This window comes from Paenibacillus jiangxiensis (assembly GCF_046098255.1).
GTDB classification, from domain to species: domain Bacteria; phylum Bacillota; class Bacilli; order Paenibacillales; family Paenibacillaceae; genus Paenibacillus; species Paenibacillus jiagnxiensis.
In genome coordinates this window covers 70414-87095 of the sequence record NZ_JBJURI010000027.1, presented here as the reverse complement: position 1 = coordinate 87095, position 16682 = coordinate 70414, and the positions used below count along the sequence as shown (strand labels likewise).

Below are 16682 nucleotides of genomic sequence, written 5' to 3'. Positions count from 1 at the left end.
TAAAAATGAAAGGAGACCGATGATATGCAAATGACATTTGATATACTTGGAGATTCCCTGTGCGAGGTAAAAACGCCGGATGAAAATACGCTGCCCACTGATATGACGCTTTCTGCTTTTTTGACCAGTCCATACTGGAGGGCTGTGCAGGATCCCAAAGCAAGGCCAGAGCATAAGGGGATGTATGTGATGATCCAACCGAATGGGGAACAGTGGATGGGAGGATGGATCGGCAAGTTTAAAGATGAGGAAACAGCCAAGCGAAGTTTTCATAGGGACCGGGTTTTTTACACCATTTTATGGGGCAAACAGGATATCGATGATCTGATTCTGAAGGATTATCCCGAACTGAAAAGGGCGAAGGATGCTATTCACGAAATGATGAAACAAGTACATGTCGGTGACCCTTATGTTCGTGTTCAAACGCCAAACGGAGCAAAATACTTTCATCTGTTAGACTTTCCCCTGTACTGTCGGGTTGGCGCGCGGGGGTTTGTTAAAGACCACGGTCTTGAGTATAGAAGCTTCATCCCATTAATGAATGACACTATATTTGGACCAGTTGAAATATCTGCGATTGCTCTGGGTCGCCTGTTCAGAAAATACCTGCCGGAAGGGCATCGGCCGCATCTCTTGATTCCTGAATACCATGAGCTCACAATTTTCACGGGGAAAAAGTCCAATTCCGTGTGCCGGTAGAATTCGATCTCCAAGGAGAGGCTGTCGGGTATCAGCAATACGAAGGGATCAGTATCCATCCCCTTGGCGGCACAGTGCCGAGAATTGAATATACGGTGGATGGAGAAACGAAACACTGGTGGTTGTATCCTTCTCAATTAACAGCCATCGTCGAAAATGGAGCAGGGAGGGCATAGCCCTCTTTGCCATTTTGTTGCGCAGAGATCAGAGAACATAATAAAGGTTACTTAAAATAACTTGTTTTAAGTAACTTTAAATGATAAAATAAAAGTAACCTAAAATTACTTTGATCCTTCGTACACTGAGTTTCAAGAAGAGACTGAACAATTGAAAATGCAGGGAGTTGAACCAGATGATGAAGTGTATGAGCTGCGGTAGTACGAATGATGTAACCGATTTTAAATCTGGGGAGGAAAAAATCATCTTATGTGTTGATTGCAGGTACAAGCTTGCTACGGGCCAGTTGACCGTTAAGCAGATCGGGAGGCCAACTATCGGTATAACGAAAAAGGTATCTCTCACGCTGCCAGAAGAGGTGTGGGAACACTTTGACAAAGTAGCCAACGGCAACCGCTCGGAATATCTCCGGAATTTGATCGACAAGGACATATGGTCGCAAGATAAGTACAGGCTGCCGCAGGGAGATTGGAGCAATGAAGCCTGTCTTGGGTATTTTATTCTCGCTGCAAGACGACTTGGATATAGTAGGAATGAGATAATTGATCTTGTTCGAGCGATCAAAGGCCAATTCGACGAGAAGACCATTGACGAAGCTAGTAAGGCCTATGAGCGTTTGCCATATAAATAAGGCATTAAGTCTTGGACCAGCAGGAGGGGAGCTGTCTGAGAGCTGGGCTAAGGAGAAACAGCTCCCGTTCCATGAATCTGAATAGACCGGTTCCTAGACTAGATCGAATAAAGGGCAGGAACTACGGCGGAGATCGGCACTGTCAGCATATCTAATCTATTGGAGGAGTGAATAGGTCTATGGAAATGGAAGAATTTATAAAACAAAAGTTGGATAATTTCAAGGTAGCCTTCGGTGAAAATAGACTGCACGAGTACGAGTACGAGCATATTGCCCGGGTTCTGGAGTCAGCCTGGAAGAGAGGTAACGCTGAAGGGATGAACGAAGCCTACGAAAAATTGGTAGGTAAATGGGGAAAATCGGAATGAATAAGAGGCGGCCAATTTCTGATAAAACGAGAAGGGAAAGTCTGAAAATATTTAGTCCTGGTCAAATAAGTGCAATCGAAATGGCCTTAGAAAAACGAATAGAAGATTTGGAAAAAAGGTTGAAAAACGCGGCTGAAGCGGGTGATCCGATTGAAGAAATTAAGCTTCTGCTCCAGGATGCCGAAGAGGCTTTGGAAATTGTGAAATAAACAATTTCTTGGGGGACACTAAATGGCCAAAATACAAAAATGTCGGTTTTTAAAAAGCACTTCGTCGAATTATCCCCGGTTGTACTGTGACCATTTCCATAGTGCAGAGGTTGGGATGGATTTTGAGACGCGAGATAAGCTGAAGAGTTGGAAGACTCTTTACTGTCAGAATGAGAATCATACGGAATGTCCGTTTTATCCGAAAAACATAGGATATGATCCGGAATTTGATGATGTTTGGATTGTGATCGTTGCCATGTCTGGACAGGATTATTGGGTCCGGGTTCCCTACAGAGATGACGTCAATTTAGCCATCGGGGAAATCATCACTACGATACTGCCACTGCCCTCTGATCAACTGAAGAGTGATCGCTTTACAAAGGACGTTCAGGTGGAAATTATTCATTCATCTTATCCGGATTTCCCGGATGTATTGGATGAACTACAATTTTCCGGAAAAAGACTGGAGGACTACTTTTCGAATAATCCTATACCCGAGTGGAAGAAATGACGATACTATATAATAGAATAAATAGCCAGCGTAGAGTCCGACGACCCAGGATGAAATAGATCCAATTAAAAGTTATGGAGGAATGATCTTTGCTAATGGTACTAATCACATCGTCATTATTGTGGCTTGGTATAGGAGGGTTTTCTCTTCTTAGAATCCTGAAACAGGAATGGTTCGGGGCAAATCGGGAGCGTGTACATCAAGATTCTCACCGTTTGGTGCTGTCCGTATTGTCAACATTGTTGAACATTATACTGATCATTATATACTTAATTTTCAAATCGTTTATCGATAAAGCTTTCGGAAATATGGCGGAGACGGCAACTGAGTACATGTCCCAAATAGTTTCTGTGGCGGACATATCGATAGGCTGGCTGGCGATAACTTGCCTCATTATTTTTGCCTTCTTTTACCGGATGGGTGCAGAGAGATAACATTCCCGTGCTCATCCCCAGTACCGTTACAAAAATCTTTGCGGACGGATTCATGGTCCGATACAAATTAGCCGATAGAAAGGACGATGAGTATGGACGACAATCTCAAGAAGCTGCTTGGGCTTCCAAATGTTGAGGTTGTTGAATCAATCGATCAGATCGAAACTGAACCAGGAGACATTATTCTCGTGGACTTTCCGCGAGAAGCCATGGAAAAGGGCCGTTTGGAACCTGTCCTTCGTGAATTCGAGAGGTACAGCAAAAAGAAGTCGCGATCTAGTATCCTGATTAATTACTCAGGATACGATTCCGATCCGCGAGAAGTGTACCAAATACCGGAGATTCGCAAGTTTATGGATCGCTTATTTAAAAATGTGCCCCATCTGTTTTACTTGTTGGCGCAAGAAAATCACGCGATGCTTATGGTTTTTCTCTGCCTGGCGCCGGCAGTCAGGCAACCAGGCGGTCAGGTCAACATTGAAATCGCTGGTGGGAAACGTTTGATCGAAAAAGCAGTAAAATCAGCAGTTTCGTTTGCAAAAAAGGCGGGGGACTCACCAAATTTGCAACATAAGCTGGCAGAGACTATCCTTGCCGAACTGGGTTATGATGCCGCAGGTGAGGGTAACAAGAAAGCAGTCGATGGTATCGAGCACGTCACGCTGAACTCTGGGCATTCCCGGATCACAACGTCGGCCGACGTGGACAAGGAACTATATTTTATTCTGCAGCGTCTCTATCGCGATTCGCAGAAACCCGATGGTGTGATGATGCCGGACGGGTACCGAGTAAAAACGACGGTATTCCCAGAAGGCGCGGTATCCACCGTTTACGGTCCTAGCGATGCGCCTGTCCTTACGACATTATGCGTGCGCGAAGAAACAGACGGGACATTCTGGCGTTGGCTGCATAAAGATTATGATGGGGAGATCATCGGGGCGCTCAAGACGGATCCAAACAAACCTCCGAAAGCGCCGTATATAGCAGACAGGCTTGAAATCGGGTCTACGATTCATTTTGATGCGATGGCATGGACAGGCAGTTTTGCCCGTTGCTTTGGCTGGATTGTTCTATCACCGGAGAGTGTGAGATAGTTTTTTCAGAGAGGGGGTGTATGTAAATGAGTCATGACGATAAGATTCTTATGTGGTATACAGATGCGGCAAAGGCTGATCGGAAATGGGGACAACCATTAATGATTTTAAAAGAAGAGAGTACCGATGCAATTACGCTTCCGGAGGACCCAGAAGAAGCAAAACGTGTTCTTGCAGGTATCATGAATAACTACCTTGACATTTAACTGGTGGGCCGATGCTCAGCAAATCTCTGTGCGCCCCCAGATCTGGAAATGGCCAGAAGGTCAGGACAGTATTGGGCGTTCTCCTTTGCGATAGCGTCCTTTTTTGTTTTGGGAGGAGTGCTGATGTTACCGGCACTAAGGCAGCCCAAAGCGCCGCCTAAATGCCGGTACGCACCGCTGCGGGGTTACTTGGCTCGATAACCAGAACGCCTAACTCCGTTGAACCGATCTGGAAAACGGTTTGAGCTCGTATTCCCGCAACCCTATATTCTGTTGTTTTATTCCTATTTTTCGCTTTGTTTGTCCGATTTTGACGTTTATACGCTATTGACCGATGTTCAATTCAGCGTATACTATTATCTATAAATTAACACTAAATTTTGGTTTTTGTTTTGTGGTAGAGGGGGTGGGTCTGGTTTGAAGTCAGATAACATCATTCGTGAAACACTCAGTACATACATGCAGAAACATAATTTCAGTTTCACTCAGTTTTCAAGTATTTCTGGTGTGAATGCCGGTTCGCTCAGTCGGATTCTGCAAGGCGATAAGCCCATATCAATCCGACAATTAGAAGCCATTACATCAGCGATGAATTTATCTGAAGGTTTTTTGTTCGACTCGTATGTTGAAGAATGCTTCGCTTTTACCACGAGCATGCGGCGGATTCGCCCTTTTATTTTTCGGTGCGCGGAGCTGGGCCGTTTAGACTTGATCGAACGGATGGTTCATCGATTATTGGATGATCTGTCGTACACTCCAGATTTGTTTGATGTGGCAGAAACCTTATTTGCTTCTGATCATGGACAAGCTGCGGAGATTATTTATGTTCAGGTGAGCGAAGCGGAAAGATTCCAACATTCGGAACGTTTGACCACTTGTCGTTACCGGCTGTTTGAGCTTTCGCTGGGGAATGATATCGAAGAGAATTTAAGGTCTGCTATTTTCTTTGAGCCGTATGTGAGCCGTTTAGATGAAGCGGATCAACTTGATGCATTGCAACAGTTGATGCTTATTATGGGAACCGCTTATAAGTGGAAAAAGGTAGATGAACTTGCAGTGGAACTGCTGCGGGTCGCTACGACCCAGTATGAACATCCATCAACTGAGCGCAAGCCCAAACGACCGTTCTATTACTATATTTTGTATGGTTGGCTTGCTCGGTCCGTTGTCTGTGAAGAATACGAGGATTTTGACGGAGCTTTAAGTTATGTTTCGAAGTATGCACAAGGAGAATTGTGGATACGTGAGGATGACGAAGAGGCGCGGGGGTACATTCACCAATTTGCTGAATGGGCGACCGCTAATAGATATTTGTATCGAGTTTTGTCCGGACAAGCTGACGCGTTAGAGGAATACGCCGATTTTGTTGCTTCCCGGCCAGAAGAAATCATGTATGCATTGGGTTATATGGTCAAAGCGGCTAATCTCTTTGATTTTGATATCGATCACATTTTGGAGCGCTTTTCGGCATATATTCCTTCTAACGAGATGGAGGGAATAGATAGCCAATACAACAGTGCTGTAGTATACGAAAAACTCGCCCAACTTTATAGCGATTTAGGTGTATATCGTTTTAAAAGAGGCCATGGTCATGCAATAAATTTTATAATCAAAGCTTTGCGGTTATCGGTTAAAATCAACAGTATTAAGAACATTATTAACGGTTTGACACGATTTGAAATGTACCGGGAATGGGCGAGCGAGGAAGAAAAGAAGGATTTCAAATTGCTGTCAGGTGAGGTGAATCGAATCAATGAGAAAAATAAGCATTTGGTTATCCTTGGTTACGAGTAGTTTTGTTGTCGGAGTTGTTGCGACGGTTATAACTACAATGGGTCATGGTTGGGGCTGATTTTTTCGAATTATAGAAGTTTTATAAAAGACTTTCCTTGCGGGTCCATGCGGGAGGTCTTTTTTTGTTGAGCAGATAGCTGAAGTGACCACCTTTTTGGCTGCGCGGCCGCTCGCTGGCCGGTGACTCAAGCGGACCTCATGGCGGCAGCCACCAGGCTGAACTCCAACGACGTCAATCCCTATGCCGTGCACGAGACGGCCAACGCCGTGGCCTCTGCCGGACGATCCACGCAGATCCGCGCCTGCTGTGCAGCGACGACCGTCGGCTCTTGTGTCGGAGGTCGTGTCGCTCCGGCGGTTCGACTTCTCCGCGTCCGTCGTCGTGGTACTGCACAATCTGACCGAGCACTTGACCGACGAGGACGTATGGGAGTTACTGCGCCAGCGTGCTCCCCGAAGGGGCGAACGTCAGCGGGACGTTGCCCTACGCACTTCCGCGTCATAACGGCATGAATTATGCACACGCAGCTTCTCTCCAACACGCCTGGCGTCGTCCCCGCCGCGTAGTGGACCGAGGCAGCCCCGGACGCGTGGGCGACACAAGGATCAGCTTGTGATGCTGGGCCCGTCGAGCTGTCTGACCGTCGCATGACAGTCCCCGCCGCCCGTAGACCCGTCCGCCCTCCGGTTACAGCCCAATGACTTCACCATGCAGGAAGCTCGTATCACCGTCGCGCCACACGAACACGGGCGTCTGGATAGCCCACGGCGGTCGCGCGAACGGCGCAAGCGACCCAAGAGCGCACGTTCACCGAAGACCTCGCCATGATTACCCCTGACCTCCCTGCCGCGTGTTGCGATGGGTAACCAAAGGCCGCCCGAGCGCGGGACATCATCGGAAGAGTCGCTATGGGAGAGCAAGGGCAAATTTTATCGGATTCCAGTAACTGGAGGCTTACCAATAATGACTTATTCAATTATTTGACATAAAAGCCTAAAATACCACATAAGGAGGGGAGGGTTGAAACTAATGATGTGCAATTCCAAGGTGGTTCTACAAATCCAAATTGAGCGGGCTCGGCAAAAGTTGCATTTACTGGTGCAGAAATATGATGAAATGGGGCATCCCCGAGTACTTGAGCAATCCATGCGATTGGACGAGCTGATTAATCAGTATAATCGGGTGGGGAAAGAAAAAATCAAAAAGCCGATTGCTTGAACAATCGACTTTGGGCGAGAAACTTTTGGCAGGTTCCCTCGCCCTTTTATTTTAGCAGACAATTGAAAGAGTTAGTCAAACCATTTTAAGGCATCAATTGTTTAATATTTAGTTGTTTTTTGAGTTGGGATATACGGCCGGGTGATAAACCCATCATGGCTGCAATTTCGTTTTGGGTCATCTGGGGATGTTGTTCCAGAAGGGTGGACAGCTCCTGCAGGGTGACTTTCAAGCTTCTTCTTTTAAATTTGGTGGGTAACTCACCAGTGGGTACTTCCGGTTTGATAGATTCGGGATCTGAATCTCCTTTCAGAAACCGGATGCAGTCAGAGCAAATGATAATGCCCTTAAAATAGGACGGGCGGTTCACAACACCACAAAACCGGCATGCCCCGGCGTAATATTTTTGAATCATCAACCCATCCTCAGTCACGAAAAACTCTAGAAGATCACGGTCTTCGATACCAAGCATGCCTCGGAGCTCTTTCGGTAGTACAATGCGGCCAAGATTATCGAGCGGTCGAACGATCATATAATACCTCCATTTTCTTTATTATACCACCTCACACATACCAAACTCTCTGGTACCCCGTTTGCGGAAGCCAGGCTTTTGAAGAATAATTATTGACTGCCAGCTGGCTGGTCGCCCCTGTAGGTTTTGCAAGGGGCCGTGCCGAAGCACCATTGCGCCCGGAGCATACTGCCGCCACCTATAGCTTTCATAGAAACGAACTTGCCGGTAGACGTACAGAAATCCCCACCCACTTAACGAAGAGACTGCCTTCAATATGGACCTAAATTAGGGTAAAAGTTCTATTTTTATAGTAAATAAGTATAATAATCGCTTGAAAATATTGCGTTTCCAAATAATTTAACCCATAATTTAGTAAATGAAAGGAGGCAAGAACATTAAACTTAAATATCCTTTGTTATTTCTATCCTTATGTATCTTTTTCTTTATACTTGACTTCTTCTCAATGAACTCTTTACTTCGTTTCGCAGTCATCATTTTGGCTACATTCCTGATTAATATTCTTATTGATAGGTCAGAGCTTTCCAAGAAAACTGTATCTGTTGTAAGCGGGGCACTTATTTCCATTGTTCCCATAGTAGTATTGCTTCTTTTAAAAATTTTTGTTGTTTAAAAGAAGGATATTCAAAGTAATGGTAGAATTGGTATTATGTAACCAAAATAAAACTATGGAGGTAACCTTATGTATTTTAAGAAAGTATTACCTGCAGTCATGGCATCCAGTTTAATGTTTGGTTTAGTCCCAAATGTGAACGCAGAAAGTGTTGATCAGGGTGAAGCGGCTGAAACACAAGAAACTTCCACGGTCAGCACTTTAAACATCGATGGGGTTCAAGTGAACCTTGTTGGAATTGAAGCAGGATCAGAGTTTTACGATGAGACTATTGCGAGTGTTCAAAATTTAATCGACTCGGAACCAAGCGGCGGTGAGATCGGCACTATGGAGATCCCTGATGCGGCTTCAGGCGAGCTGTTTGCGGGGCCAGTAAATAATTCGTTCATTACAAAAACGTATTCAAATATTAAATGGGTTTTAACTGGAGCAGCTGGTACTGCAGCCGGCCTAATCGGAGGCGTTATAAGTAGAAACGCAAAAACTACTGCTGCAGTTTCCGCTTTTGCAACTGCTGGAGCAGATGCCATTATTAGTAGCGCAGCACCGAGCTATAATAAAACCTACTGGATAAAGCAATGGAGTGGGCCATTCAATCGGAGCATATACAACCTAGTCACCATGGAATATTATTCGGAATCACGGAGTAATTCCGAGCTAAAAAGTGTAACTGTAAATGGGCCATATGACTACGTAAACGGCGGATTCACTTGGGCGCGTGCCGCATATCCACAATGAGCTATACTATTTAGATAAAAACCAGCTAATTTAGCTGGTTTTTCTTTTTATTTACCTGGAGAGGGTAGCGAAGCCGCCGCACTCTTTAGCAGAACGTTCATACAGTGGCCAAACGAAGCTAGATTTTCTTGATATTTGTAGCCCCCGCAGTTGCAACAACTTCGAACGATCGCATCGGTGGTCCAGCCATTCTGGTGTGGCCATTATACACCGACTGCTCTATTTCAGTTGGATATCCGTCTGTGGAATCCATTGCGATCCAACATTTTTGCATTCAGTTCAAATTGAACCATGATGGGCCTGGCTGCTTCTACAGCATCATGTTCAGTTAATCTATAAAAAAGATTCCACATCTCATCCAGGATTTCCACCGCCGTAAGAGAGGATATATTGCACCGCTCCATGGCCAGCGCAGCATATGCTCTAGCTTCATTGTTGGTCATTTGACCGCTCTCCTTCTACCAGTATCGTCTATTCCCATCATTTCCAGATTTAAAGTGCGACAGACCCTGTTATAAAAAATTCTAGTAATAAATTGTTTCATCAGATATTCTCGTAGAGAGTATGCAAAAACGAGAGAAGCTGCTGCAGGAGACGAGCCAGGATATACTTAGTCTGCTTTTTGGGATACCCGGAGGAGGTGAAGCAACGGCAGCAGCTGCATATGATTGGGAGGATGGGCAGCTTGTTCGAGCATTTCCTCTGAGACAGGACTGCAGGGCGCCGAAATTTTCGCAATCTACACAGCAATCAATTCTTTGCTAATCCAGTTGATTTTTTATTTGAGTAGGAGTGTATACATGTCTGATTTAAAAGTACTGTTTATTTATATTGACGGAGGGGTGAAGCAGCCGCTCTACTTGTCCGGAAAGGACCTGGAGCTCTGGAAAACGTGCTGGAAGAGCAACATTGCCTTCATGAGTTATGATGGCAGGGTCGGTTTAAATCCGAGCAGAATTTCTCATTGGCATGTCGGGGATGGCTATACGGAATTCTTTACTAAGCCTTTTCCGGAAACAAATCAAGCCGCAGAGGCATATGCTTCGGTGGGTGCATGGACAGATAAAAGAGCCAGCAAGTCAGGGAACGTTCATGCGTCCAGGACTAAAAAAGAAAAAATTAGACAAGCAGATCAAACGATTTCCAAAGAAGAAAAGACTAAACCTAATACAGGTGAAACCACTAAATACTCTGCAAGCTCTCAACTAACCAGGGGTGATAATAGATCGATTCCGTTAATTTCCCAGAAATTCGTAAATGGTATACGAAATGATTTCCCGGATGAATTACAAATAGAAGGCGACACATTGCACCGTGTGGAATGCAAATGCGGGGCCGAGTATTATTTCCGCCGCGATAGATTTGTGAACATAACAGGCTGTAAACATTGCAATAGTCCAGTTCTTTTGGACTTGGCAAAAGGTACTCATGTATCTCCAATGGGTTTGGCTTACACGGTCACGAACAAGTATTATGTGGATCGAAAACACTGGTTACATAAAGATTGAAGATGCAAATGCGGCGGTGGGAGAGGATAGAAGATGAAGAAAAGTATCGGTATTGTTAGGCTGATGGATGAGCTTGGCCGAATTGCCGTGCCTTCTGAGGCACGGCATTCAGTAGGGATAGGTAAAGGCGATTCGATAGAGTTTTTTGTAGATGAACAATCTCAAATGATCATGATGCGTCTTTACCAGGCACAGGAGTGCCTTTTTTGTCAGTCAACAATGAAGCTTTCATACTTTAGGGGACGTTTCGTTTGCGCTGATTGTTTGAGCGATCTGCCGGCGGAGGATGAATGTCAAATCGTTAGCCATGCGGCAAGTCGGGAAATTGCGGTAACGCTTGAAGATCACACAGAAATGAAGATGGATATGGATTAGTATCCTCGGCTGAAGCGTAGTGAAGCCATTCGTTTGCTAATCGAAGTGATGGCCGCCTATCCGACAGAAAAACAGTCCTTGTGGGCAAAGAGGCTCGGGATTTCGCAAGGAAGGGTCAGTCTGTTGCTTCGCTTCATCAGGGAAGGGAAACGTGAATAATTTGTTCGTCAGGGGAAGGGAGATGTCAAAAAAAGAGATAAGGTTGTCTACGAAGGGGTAGAAACTCCGTGCATAACTGAAAAATTTAATTTTCGAAGAATTTGATTCATAAAAAGAGAGGACCTGCCGAAATGAACTCGGACAGGTCTTCTTTTCATTTGAAAATAGAACGTTATTCAGAGACGGACGGCTATGCCGTCCTTTTTTTGATGCAGCAACCTGGAGCAGCAGCATACCGGCTGCTGGAGGATTCATCATGAGGTTCTTCATCTGACTGTGTTGCAACCTAAGCTGGGTTGAAACCAAGCCTGGAGAATGGGGCAGGCTGGTGGCTTGGATGATTCAGCTGCTGGAGGACGGGGCCGCTGCAGCCGGCCGGATCCATCGGGACAGCAACTGCTGGAAAACAGGGGAGCGATCGGGCTGATGCTACCGGCTCTAAGACGGGGAGAGCGCCCGCCTAAGAGCCGGTACGCACCGCTGCGGGGTTACTTGGCCCGATAACCAGAGCCGCCTAAGCCGTGGAAGAGCGCCCCGACCAAGGCGCTCTAGGTTCCTGTGCCGCGCTTTACACCCCACACGGGCCTGAGAGCGGGCAGGATCGGGGAAGGCATGGCCGCATCATGTCCGCTCCGCGCTGCGCTGCTGCGCTCCCATCAAGCGGCCACGCAGGAAGAGCAGCACCATGATTCCGCTACGCTGCTTCATCGTGCTCCTGGAAGTGAAATCGAAGAAGGATAAGGAAAAGGAAAAGGTGACCCGGCTGAAGCCAGCCGGCTTTGAATTAGGGAAGAGGTTACCTTCCGGCTACCGCCAGAAGGGCGGCCTATTTGGGCACTTGCCGCCGCGGCTCAGCTTATCGGGGTGCTTGAGATCGTCAAGGATTTGCCGCTGACGCGTTCCTCCTTGACGATCAAGTTCAACTACTCCGGCAGCGGCTGGAGCCGCTTGGCGGAGCCTCCAGTTGAACTACGCACGAAGGTTATCAGGAAGCATGCCCGGCCCGATTATCTTGTGCCAAGCGGCAAGCATACCGGCCGCAATTCTATTTAACCAATGGAGGAGTTCGCATGATCTACACCTTTAAATCGAAACACAACCTGGAGGAGCTCAAGAAAAAGCTTCAGGACTACCTGTACAACCTGATGAAGGATGTAACGCCTGTACGTCCGCAGCCTGTAGGCTACCCGCTTGAGCACCTTTTTACGGGAATCAACTTGAAGACTGGTGAAAGGTACACGTTCCGAATTAAGTACGACTGCACGGAGAAATGGAGCTCCCGGCCGTTTCACGTTTTTACTGTCGAAATGCTGTCTGTTCGATGTAATGGATGGATGGATCTCTAATCCATAATCGCAGCAGAGCCAGGCGGCCGACATTGCCGCTGGCTCTATATAGCAGTTCACATCAATTCGGCCCGGCTGAAACCGGAATGGAGGGCATTGGAACATGAATTATAGACAGCATGCATACAAGGAAGAAATAAAGCGATTGGAAATGGTGACGGTCCCGGATCGGAAGGGAACATGGTCGGCCGGTCATCTGAGCAGATACATTTATACGTTGCAGGGGCGGGTACAGTTTAGCCTGACGGTATACTTTAAAGTCAATTTGGAGCGGTTCCCCAAGGCGAACCCGCATAACGATATGGCCACGGTGTATCTCTTCATAGGGGATACCACCACACAGCTGAAAAGAAGAATAAAGGTAACATTAGGGTATACGCCGGAAACCAGTACGGTAAGTGAGCTGTGGGAGCATTTCAATCGGCTGCGCCGGGCATATGAGGAGGAGGATGCCTATTACGCCTCTCAGGACAAGGAGCAGGCAAAAGCGGTTTTGGATGAATTATATGAGACGGCAAAACAGCGGATCGAGCGCGGGGAGGCGGTGGCGGTGGCTTCAGATTATAAGAGGGACCGACGCCTCCCATATGAAAGATACTTGACCCCTAAAGAAATCTGGCGAGCGGCCGAGGCGCAATGTGTGCTCAATGGCTGCAGCTTCCAGGAGCCGATGACCATCATTGCCCGGACCGGTCATCTGGCCGAGTTCAACCGGCGCATTGATGAGGCTCTGGAGAGTTGGAAGGCCAGGAATACATCTGAAGAGCAGCGCAAGCAAACCCAGGATTTCCTCCATCTTTTAGAGGTGGACGTCCAATTCCGGAAGCTTGCGGCCAATCTTTTGGATGCATCCAGGGAGATCCGCACTGCGGATTACCGAGTGGAGCTGGCGCATCGCTATTTTGGCTTTACCGATTCGTTGGATGATTACCGCATCAAGGCATTGAAGCCGCTGGATGAACTCCTGTTACCTTATGGTCTGGAAAGTTTTACGCTTTACAAGTTGTTTCCCGTCATCGAGCAGTATCTGGAAGGTGGTGGGGTTCTTCCGCCGCCGTCAGCTTTGCAAGAGCGGCATCCGGATCGATTTTACTATGACGATCGTGTACATAACGGTGCATCGACATTTCGAGTGCTGGGTGTTGGCCACGTTTATGTGTACTTGGATCGAGGGGAGCGGGAAAAGAAGAAGCGGCTTTCTCATTATGCCAAGGCCCCATATGTCCAGGATCCGGCTTCCGTTGAGGATTTTGTATCCAATGAGCTGGCCCGACTGAATAACCAGCTGAAGGTGCCTAATGCTCACCTGAAGGAGTTCGAGTATGTGATAAGACAGCTTGGGAAGGGGAGACATACGGCCACGAAATTACGCATGCTGTACAAAATGCGCATGATGAGAGCGACCGTTCCGGAAGAAAGAAGAGCGATGGAGCTGTTCCGGGATGGTTTTCGATGCTTGGAGCTTGGCCAGCAGGTAGAAAACCTGCGCCAGCTCACCGGGATCGGTCATCAGCCAGCGCTTGTGCCCGCAGAAGAAGAATTAGAGTCTTTGATGGAGAAGCACGGATTCCGCTTTCTTGGACGAGCTGAGCCTATTACGTGCTGAACACCCACCATACCACGAGAAGCCCAAGCGACCAGCGGAAGACGCTGTTCCCTTGGGCTTTTTGTATGGGAACAATCCGGTTCCGGATTGTCTTGAAGCAGGGGCACTGTAGGTTCCCGGTGGCGTGGATCGGGCGCCGGAAAATGAAACCCGGCTGCTGCCGACTTTTTCTTTCATGAATAGATCTTGCTTGTAGGTCATCGAAGCCATAGCTTGGATGCAACCGGCTGTGCCGGTTCCTTGGATTGAAGATCGGTTTATTCGCTTTTGCCTTCCGCATGGTAACCCGTAACAAGCTTACTAAGCTTCCGGCCGGCCGAGCCTCCGGCTGCGCCCCTCCACCGCCCGGAAGCCAAGTAAGCGAGTCTGCCGGTCAAGGGGCTCAAAATTCTTTCCTTTGAACGCCTGCAGGCCGCGGCTGGAAAGATTTTTGAGGCTGATCCCTTGACCAACAGCCTATGTTCGGGTAACCAGGCTTCGCGTCAAAAGGCGAAAAAACGCCCTTTCGGGACCATTGCCATGCGGATGGCAAAAAAAACCGATCGACTCAAACACCAAGGAGGAAAACAAACATGAGTAAAGCCGTTTATGAAATTATCACCGGGCGCATTATCGAGGAGCTGAAAAAGGGGGTACGTCCTTGGGTCAAACCTTGGAAGCCGGGCTTTGAAGCGATGAACTGGGTGTCAGGGCGTGCGTATAGAGGCATCAACGTTTTGCTGACGGAGCCTGGCGGGGAATATGCAACCCTCAAACAGGTGAAGGACGCGGGAGGCAGGGTAAAGCCGGAAGAGTTCAAAAATTATGCGGTTCTGGTGTTTTACAAGGATTATGAAAAGGAGAACGAGGACGGCGAAACCGAACGTTTCCCGGTCCTTCGTTACTATAAAGTGTACGACATCAATAAGCAGTGTACTGGGCTTGTATCGAAGCGCAAGCCCGTTGAATCGACCCAGCACCTTGACCCGATTGAGGCGGCCGAGCAGCTGGTGAGAGACTTCGCAGACGCTCCGGACATTACGTTCCAAAGTAGCGGAGCGGTTTACAACTCCCGCTTTGATCGCGTGAGTGTTCCGCCGCTGGCCGACTACAACTGCGCGGAAGAATACTACTGCACCTTATACCATGAGCTCATTCACAGTACAGGCCATAAAGATCGCTTAAACCGCAAATTCGGTGCCCGGTTTGGGGACGAGCAGTACAGCAAGGAGGAGCTGGTCGCAGAGATCGGCGCGGCGATGCTGTGCGGGGTGGCGGGCATCGAGCAGCCAGTCCTCGAAAACAGCGCCGCCTATATCGCGGGATGGATTCAGGCTCTGAAAAAGGACAGCCGCCTAATTGTAACGGCTGCTGCAACTGCTCAGAAGGCTGCAGATTATGTACAGAACATCAAGACACCAAAGCGGCAAGTGAGTTAAGGAGTGCGCCGCCTTCGGGCGGCACGTGCTCCCTATACGGATTCAAAATCGCGTCGATCGGTAGGAACCGGCTTGCCGGTTCCTTCTGGATTGAAATCATTGGAGGGGATTCGAAGATGACGAAAAAACAAGTCGCTGCGGCCCAGCGGGCCTTAAATAAGAAAATAGAAGAGCTGATCCCGGCAGCAGAACTGGATGGGGTAGATTTTGGGATCGATAAAGAAACGGAGACCACCTATCACTGGTTTTTCACCTGGGAAGATAAGGACTATGAGTTCATCTACCGTCTCAGTACGAAGAACGTAGAGGTTATCCAGAAGCCCGCACGAAAGGAGTTGTTTCGCCGTGTTTTTCAACGTTGAAATAGATTGGGATCAGCTGCGCGAGGAAGCTTGGCAGCGGCAGTATGAAGAGGAGCTGGCGCGGCTGCAGGCTGCCTATCAAAAGGCAGCTGCAGCCGGTGACAAGGATCGTATGGACAAGCTGGCCAAGGCGATGGATGACATCTAAAAAGCTGGCCAGGAAGCGGGAATGCCCTGGAAAAGTGAAAGATTTAGTTCGTAATCGAGCCCAAAAAATGGTATAATAATAGAGACAGAGTAACCGGTGGGGGAGATACGGCGAAGCCAACCCGAGAGGGGGTGACGCCGTGTCACTTCTTGAAGTAGTGCAGAATTTCCTGGACATCAGCGAAAAGCTGGTGAGTATTGCCGTAGGTGTAATTGCCTTATGCAGTGCCTGGAAAGACGCGCGGGACAAGAAAAACCACCGGGAATAGGATGGGAACCTGAACCGGTGGTTTTTCAAGCTGTGTTTTGAAAATCTCGCCGTGGTTGCCCACCGGCCTTTGTCTGAAGAGGTAGCTGCGATGTTAGCGCATCGCGGCTATTTCTATTTTACCCACTTGTTACTTCTCTGATGACTATTATAGCATAATTTCTGGATTTAATCATGAAACTGAATACTTTTTGTAATACTTTTTTGTTCAGTTATTTCATTCCCGAACATGAAACCACCGGTGCCTGGCAAAGTCGCCAATTGCACC

23 protein-coding genes are annotated in these 16682 nt (G+C 47.6%); 20 read left to right on the top strand and 3 right to left on the bottom strand.

Annotated elements, in window-relative coordinates:
• Positions 1 to 24 precede the first annotated feature (24 nt).
• The 9 genes from ACI1P2_RS23350 (at position 25) to ACI1P2_RS23310 (ending at position 7342) form a co-directional block, all read left to right on the top strand.
• The gene (locus tag ACI1P2_RS23350; RefSeq protein ID WP_355323199.1) at positions 25 to 699 is read left to right on the top strand and encodes a hypothetical protein; all 675 of its coding nucleotides are present in this window, start codon (positions 25 to 27) and stop codon (positions 697 to 699) included.
• 364 nt (positions 700 to 1063) lie between these two features.
• Positions 1064 to 1507 carry a hypothetical protein gene (locus tag ACI1P2_RS23345; RefSeq protein WP_408976316.1) on the top strand — a complete coding sequence of 148 codons (444 nt, stop codon included), beginning with the start codon at positions 1064 to 1066 and terminating at the stop codon, positions 1505 to 1507.
• 179 nt (positions 1508 to 1686) lie between these two features.
• Entirely contained in the window at positions 1687 to 1875 is a 189-nt protein-coding gene (locus ACI1P2_RS23340) for a hypothetical protein (RefSeq protein ID WP_355323192.1), read from the top strand.
• Positions 1857 to 2084, top strand: coding sequence for a hypothetical protein (locus ACI1P2_RS23335; RefSeq protein ID WP_355323190.1), 228 nt, complete (start codon positions 1857 to 1859; stop codon positions 2082 to 2084). The genes ACI1P2_RS23340 and ACI1P2_RS23335 overlap by 19 nt, the downstream gene beginning before the upstream one ends.
• 22 nt (positions 2085 to 2106) lie before the next feature.
• Complete coding sequence (locus ACI1P2_RS23330; protein WP_355323188.1) at positions 2107 to 2595, top strand: hypothetical protein; 489 nt, start codon at positions 2107 to 2109, stop codon at positions 2593 to 2595.
• 526 nt (positions 2596 to 3121) lie between these two features.
• Complete coding sequence (locus ACI1P2_RS23325) at positions 3122 to 4123, top strand: hypothetical protein (RefSeq protein ID WP_408976315.1); 1002 nt, start codon at positions 3122 to 3124, stop codon at positions 4121 to 4123.
• 26 nt (positions 4124 to 4149) lie between these two features.
• Complete coding sequence (locus tag ACI1P2_RS23320; RefSeq protein ID WP_355323184.1) at positions 4150 to 4329, top strand: hypothetical protein; 180 nt, start codon at positions 4150 to 4152, stop codon at positions 4327 to 4329.
• Between the two features lie 417 nt (positions 4330 to 4746).
• A complete protein-coding gene (locus tag ACI1P2_RS23315; protein ID WP_355323182.1) occupies positions 4747 to 6123 on the top strand; it encodes a helix-turn-helix domain-containing protein in 1377 nt (458 codons plus the stop codon).
• A 1030-nt stretch (positions 6124 to 7153) separates the two neighbouring features.
• Positions 7154 to 7342, top strand: a complete 189-nt coding sequence (locus tag ACI1P2_RS23310; RefSeq protein ID WP_355323258.1) for an aspartyl-phosphate phosphatase Spo0E family protein — start codon at positions 7154 to 7156, stop codon at positions 7340 to 7342.
• 85 nt (positions 7343 to 7427) lie between these two features.
• On the opposite strand, the gene ACI1P2_RS23305 is transcribed toward ACI1P2_RS23310, so the two are convergent.
• On the bottom strand, positions 7428 to 7874 hold the full coding sequence (locus ACI1P2_RS23305) for an AbrB/MazE/SpoVT family DNA-binding domain-containing protein (RefSeq protein WP_355323180.1): 447 nt from the start codon (positions 7872 to 7874) through the stop codon (positions 7428 to 7430).
• A gap of 682 nt (positions 7875 to 8556) precedes the next feature.
• On the opposite strand from ACI1P2_RS23305, the gene ACI1P2_RS23300 reads away from it, so the two are divergent.
• Complete coding sequence (locus tag ACI1P2_RS23300) at positions 8557 to 9225, top strand: hypothetical protein (RefSeq protein WP_355323178.1); 669 nt, start codon at positions 8557 to 8559, stop codon at positions 9223 to 9225.
• 224 nt (positions 9226 to 9449) lie between these two features.
• Here ACI1P2_RS23300 and ACI1P2_RS23295 read toward each other — a convergent pair whose 3' ends face one another.
• Entirely contained in the window at positions 9450 to 9668 is a 219-nt protein-coding gene (locus ACI1P2_RS23295; RefSeq protein WP_355323176.1) for a hypothetical protein, read from the bottom strand.
• Positions 9669 to 10025: 357 nt separating this feature from the next.
• On the opposite strand from ACI1P2_RS23295, the gene ACI1P2_RS23290 reads away from it, so the two are divergent.
• The 6 genes from ACI1P2_RS23290 (at position 10026) to ACI1P2_RS23265 (ending at position 14219) form a co-directional block, all read left to right on the top strand.
• A complete protein-coding gene (locus ACI1P2_RS23290; RefSeq protein WP_355323174.1) occupies positions 10026 to 10733 on the top strand; it encodes a hypothetical protein in 708 nt (235 codons plus the stop codon).
• A 33-nt stretch (positions 10734 to 10766) separates the two neighbouring features.
• On the top strand, positions 10767 to 11108 hold the full coding sequence (locus tag ACI1P2_RS23285; protein ID WP_355323172.1) for an AbrB/MazE/SpoVT family DNA-binding domain-containing protein: 342 nt from the start codon (positions 10767 to 10769) through the stop codon (positions 11106 to 11108).
• Positions 11109 to 11825: 717 nt separating this feature from the next.
• Positions 11826 to 12008 carry a hypothetical protein gene (locus ACI1P2_RS23280; protein WP_408976314.1) on the top strand — a complete coding sequence of 61 codons (183 nt, stop codon included), beginning with the start codon at positions 11826 to 11828 and terminating at the stop codon, positions 12006 to 12008.
• Between the two features lie 123 nt (positions 12009 to 12131).
• Complete coding sequence (locus tag ACI1P2_RS23275; protein ID WP_355323168.1) at positions 12132 to 12320, top strand: hypothetical protein; 189 nt, start codon at positions 12132 to 12134, stop codon at positions 12318 to 12320.
• Positions 12321 to 12337: 17 nt separating this feature from the next.
• Positions 12338 to 12613 (top strand): hypothetical protein, encoded by a 276-nt coding sequence (locus ACI1P2_RS23270; protein ID WP_355323166.1) that lies wholly within the window; start codon positions 12338 to 12340, stop codon positions 12611 to 12613.
• A gap of 103 nt (positions 12614 to 12716) precedes the next feature.
• Positions 12717 to 14219 (top strand): hypothetical protein, encoded by a 1503-nt coding sequence (locus ACI1P2_RS23265; RefSeq protein WP_355323164.1) that lies wholly within the window; start codon positions 12717 to 12719, stop codon positions 14217 to 14219.
• Between the two features lie 257 nt (positions 14220 to 14476).
• Here the strand turns inward: ACI1P2_RS23265 and ACI1P2_RS23260 are convergent, their stop codons facing one another.
• The gene (locus ACI1P2_RS23260) at positions 14477 to 14605 is read right to left on the bottom strand and encodes a hypothetical protein (protein ID WP_408976313.1); all 129 of its coding nucleotides are present in this window, start codon (positions 14603 to 14605) and stop codon (positions 14477 to 14479) included.
• Between the two features lie 186 nt (positions 14606 to 14791).
• Here ACI1P2_RS23260 and ACI1P2_RS23255 point away from each other — a divergent pair, with 186 nt between their 5' ends.
• The 4 genes from ACI1P2_RS23255 to ACI1P2_RS23240 all read left to right on the top strand — a co-directional run bounded on the left by ACI1P2_RS23255 (position 14792) and on the right by ACI1P2_RS23240 (position 16415).
• Positions 14792 to 15637, top strand: coding sequence for an ArdC family protein (locus ACI1P2_RS23255; protein ID WP_355323162.1), 846 nt, complete (start codon positions 14792 to 14794; stop codon positions 15635 to 15637).
• A 116-nt stretch (positions 15638 to 15753) separates the two neighbouring features.
• Complete coding sequence (locus ACI1P2_RS23250) at positions 15754 to 15999, top strand: hypothetical protein (RefSeq protein ID WP_355323160.1); 246 nt, start codon at positions 15754 to 15756, stop codon at positions 15997 to 15999.
• Positions 15983 to 16147 carry a hypothetical protein gene (locus ACI1P2_RS23245; protein ID WP_355323158.1) on the top strand — a complete coding sequence of 55 codons (165 nt, stop codon included), beginning with the start codon at positions 15983 to 15985 and terminating at the stop codon, positions 16145 to 16147. Before ACI1P2_RS23250 ends, ACI1P2_RS23245 begins: the two co-directional genes overlap by 17 nt.
• A gap of 139 nt (positions 16148 to 16286) precedes the next feature.
• Entirely contained in the window at positions 16287 to 16415 is a 129-nt protein-coding gene (locus tag ACI1P2_RS23240) for a hypothetical protein (RefSeq protein WP_355323156.1), read from the top strand.
• Positions 16416 to 16682: the final 267 nt, after the last annotated feature.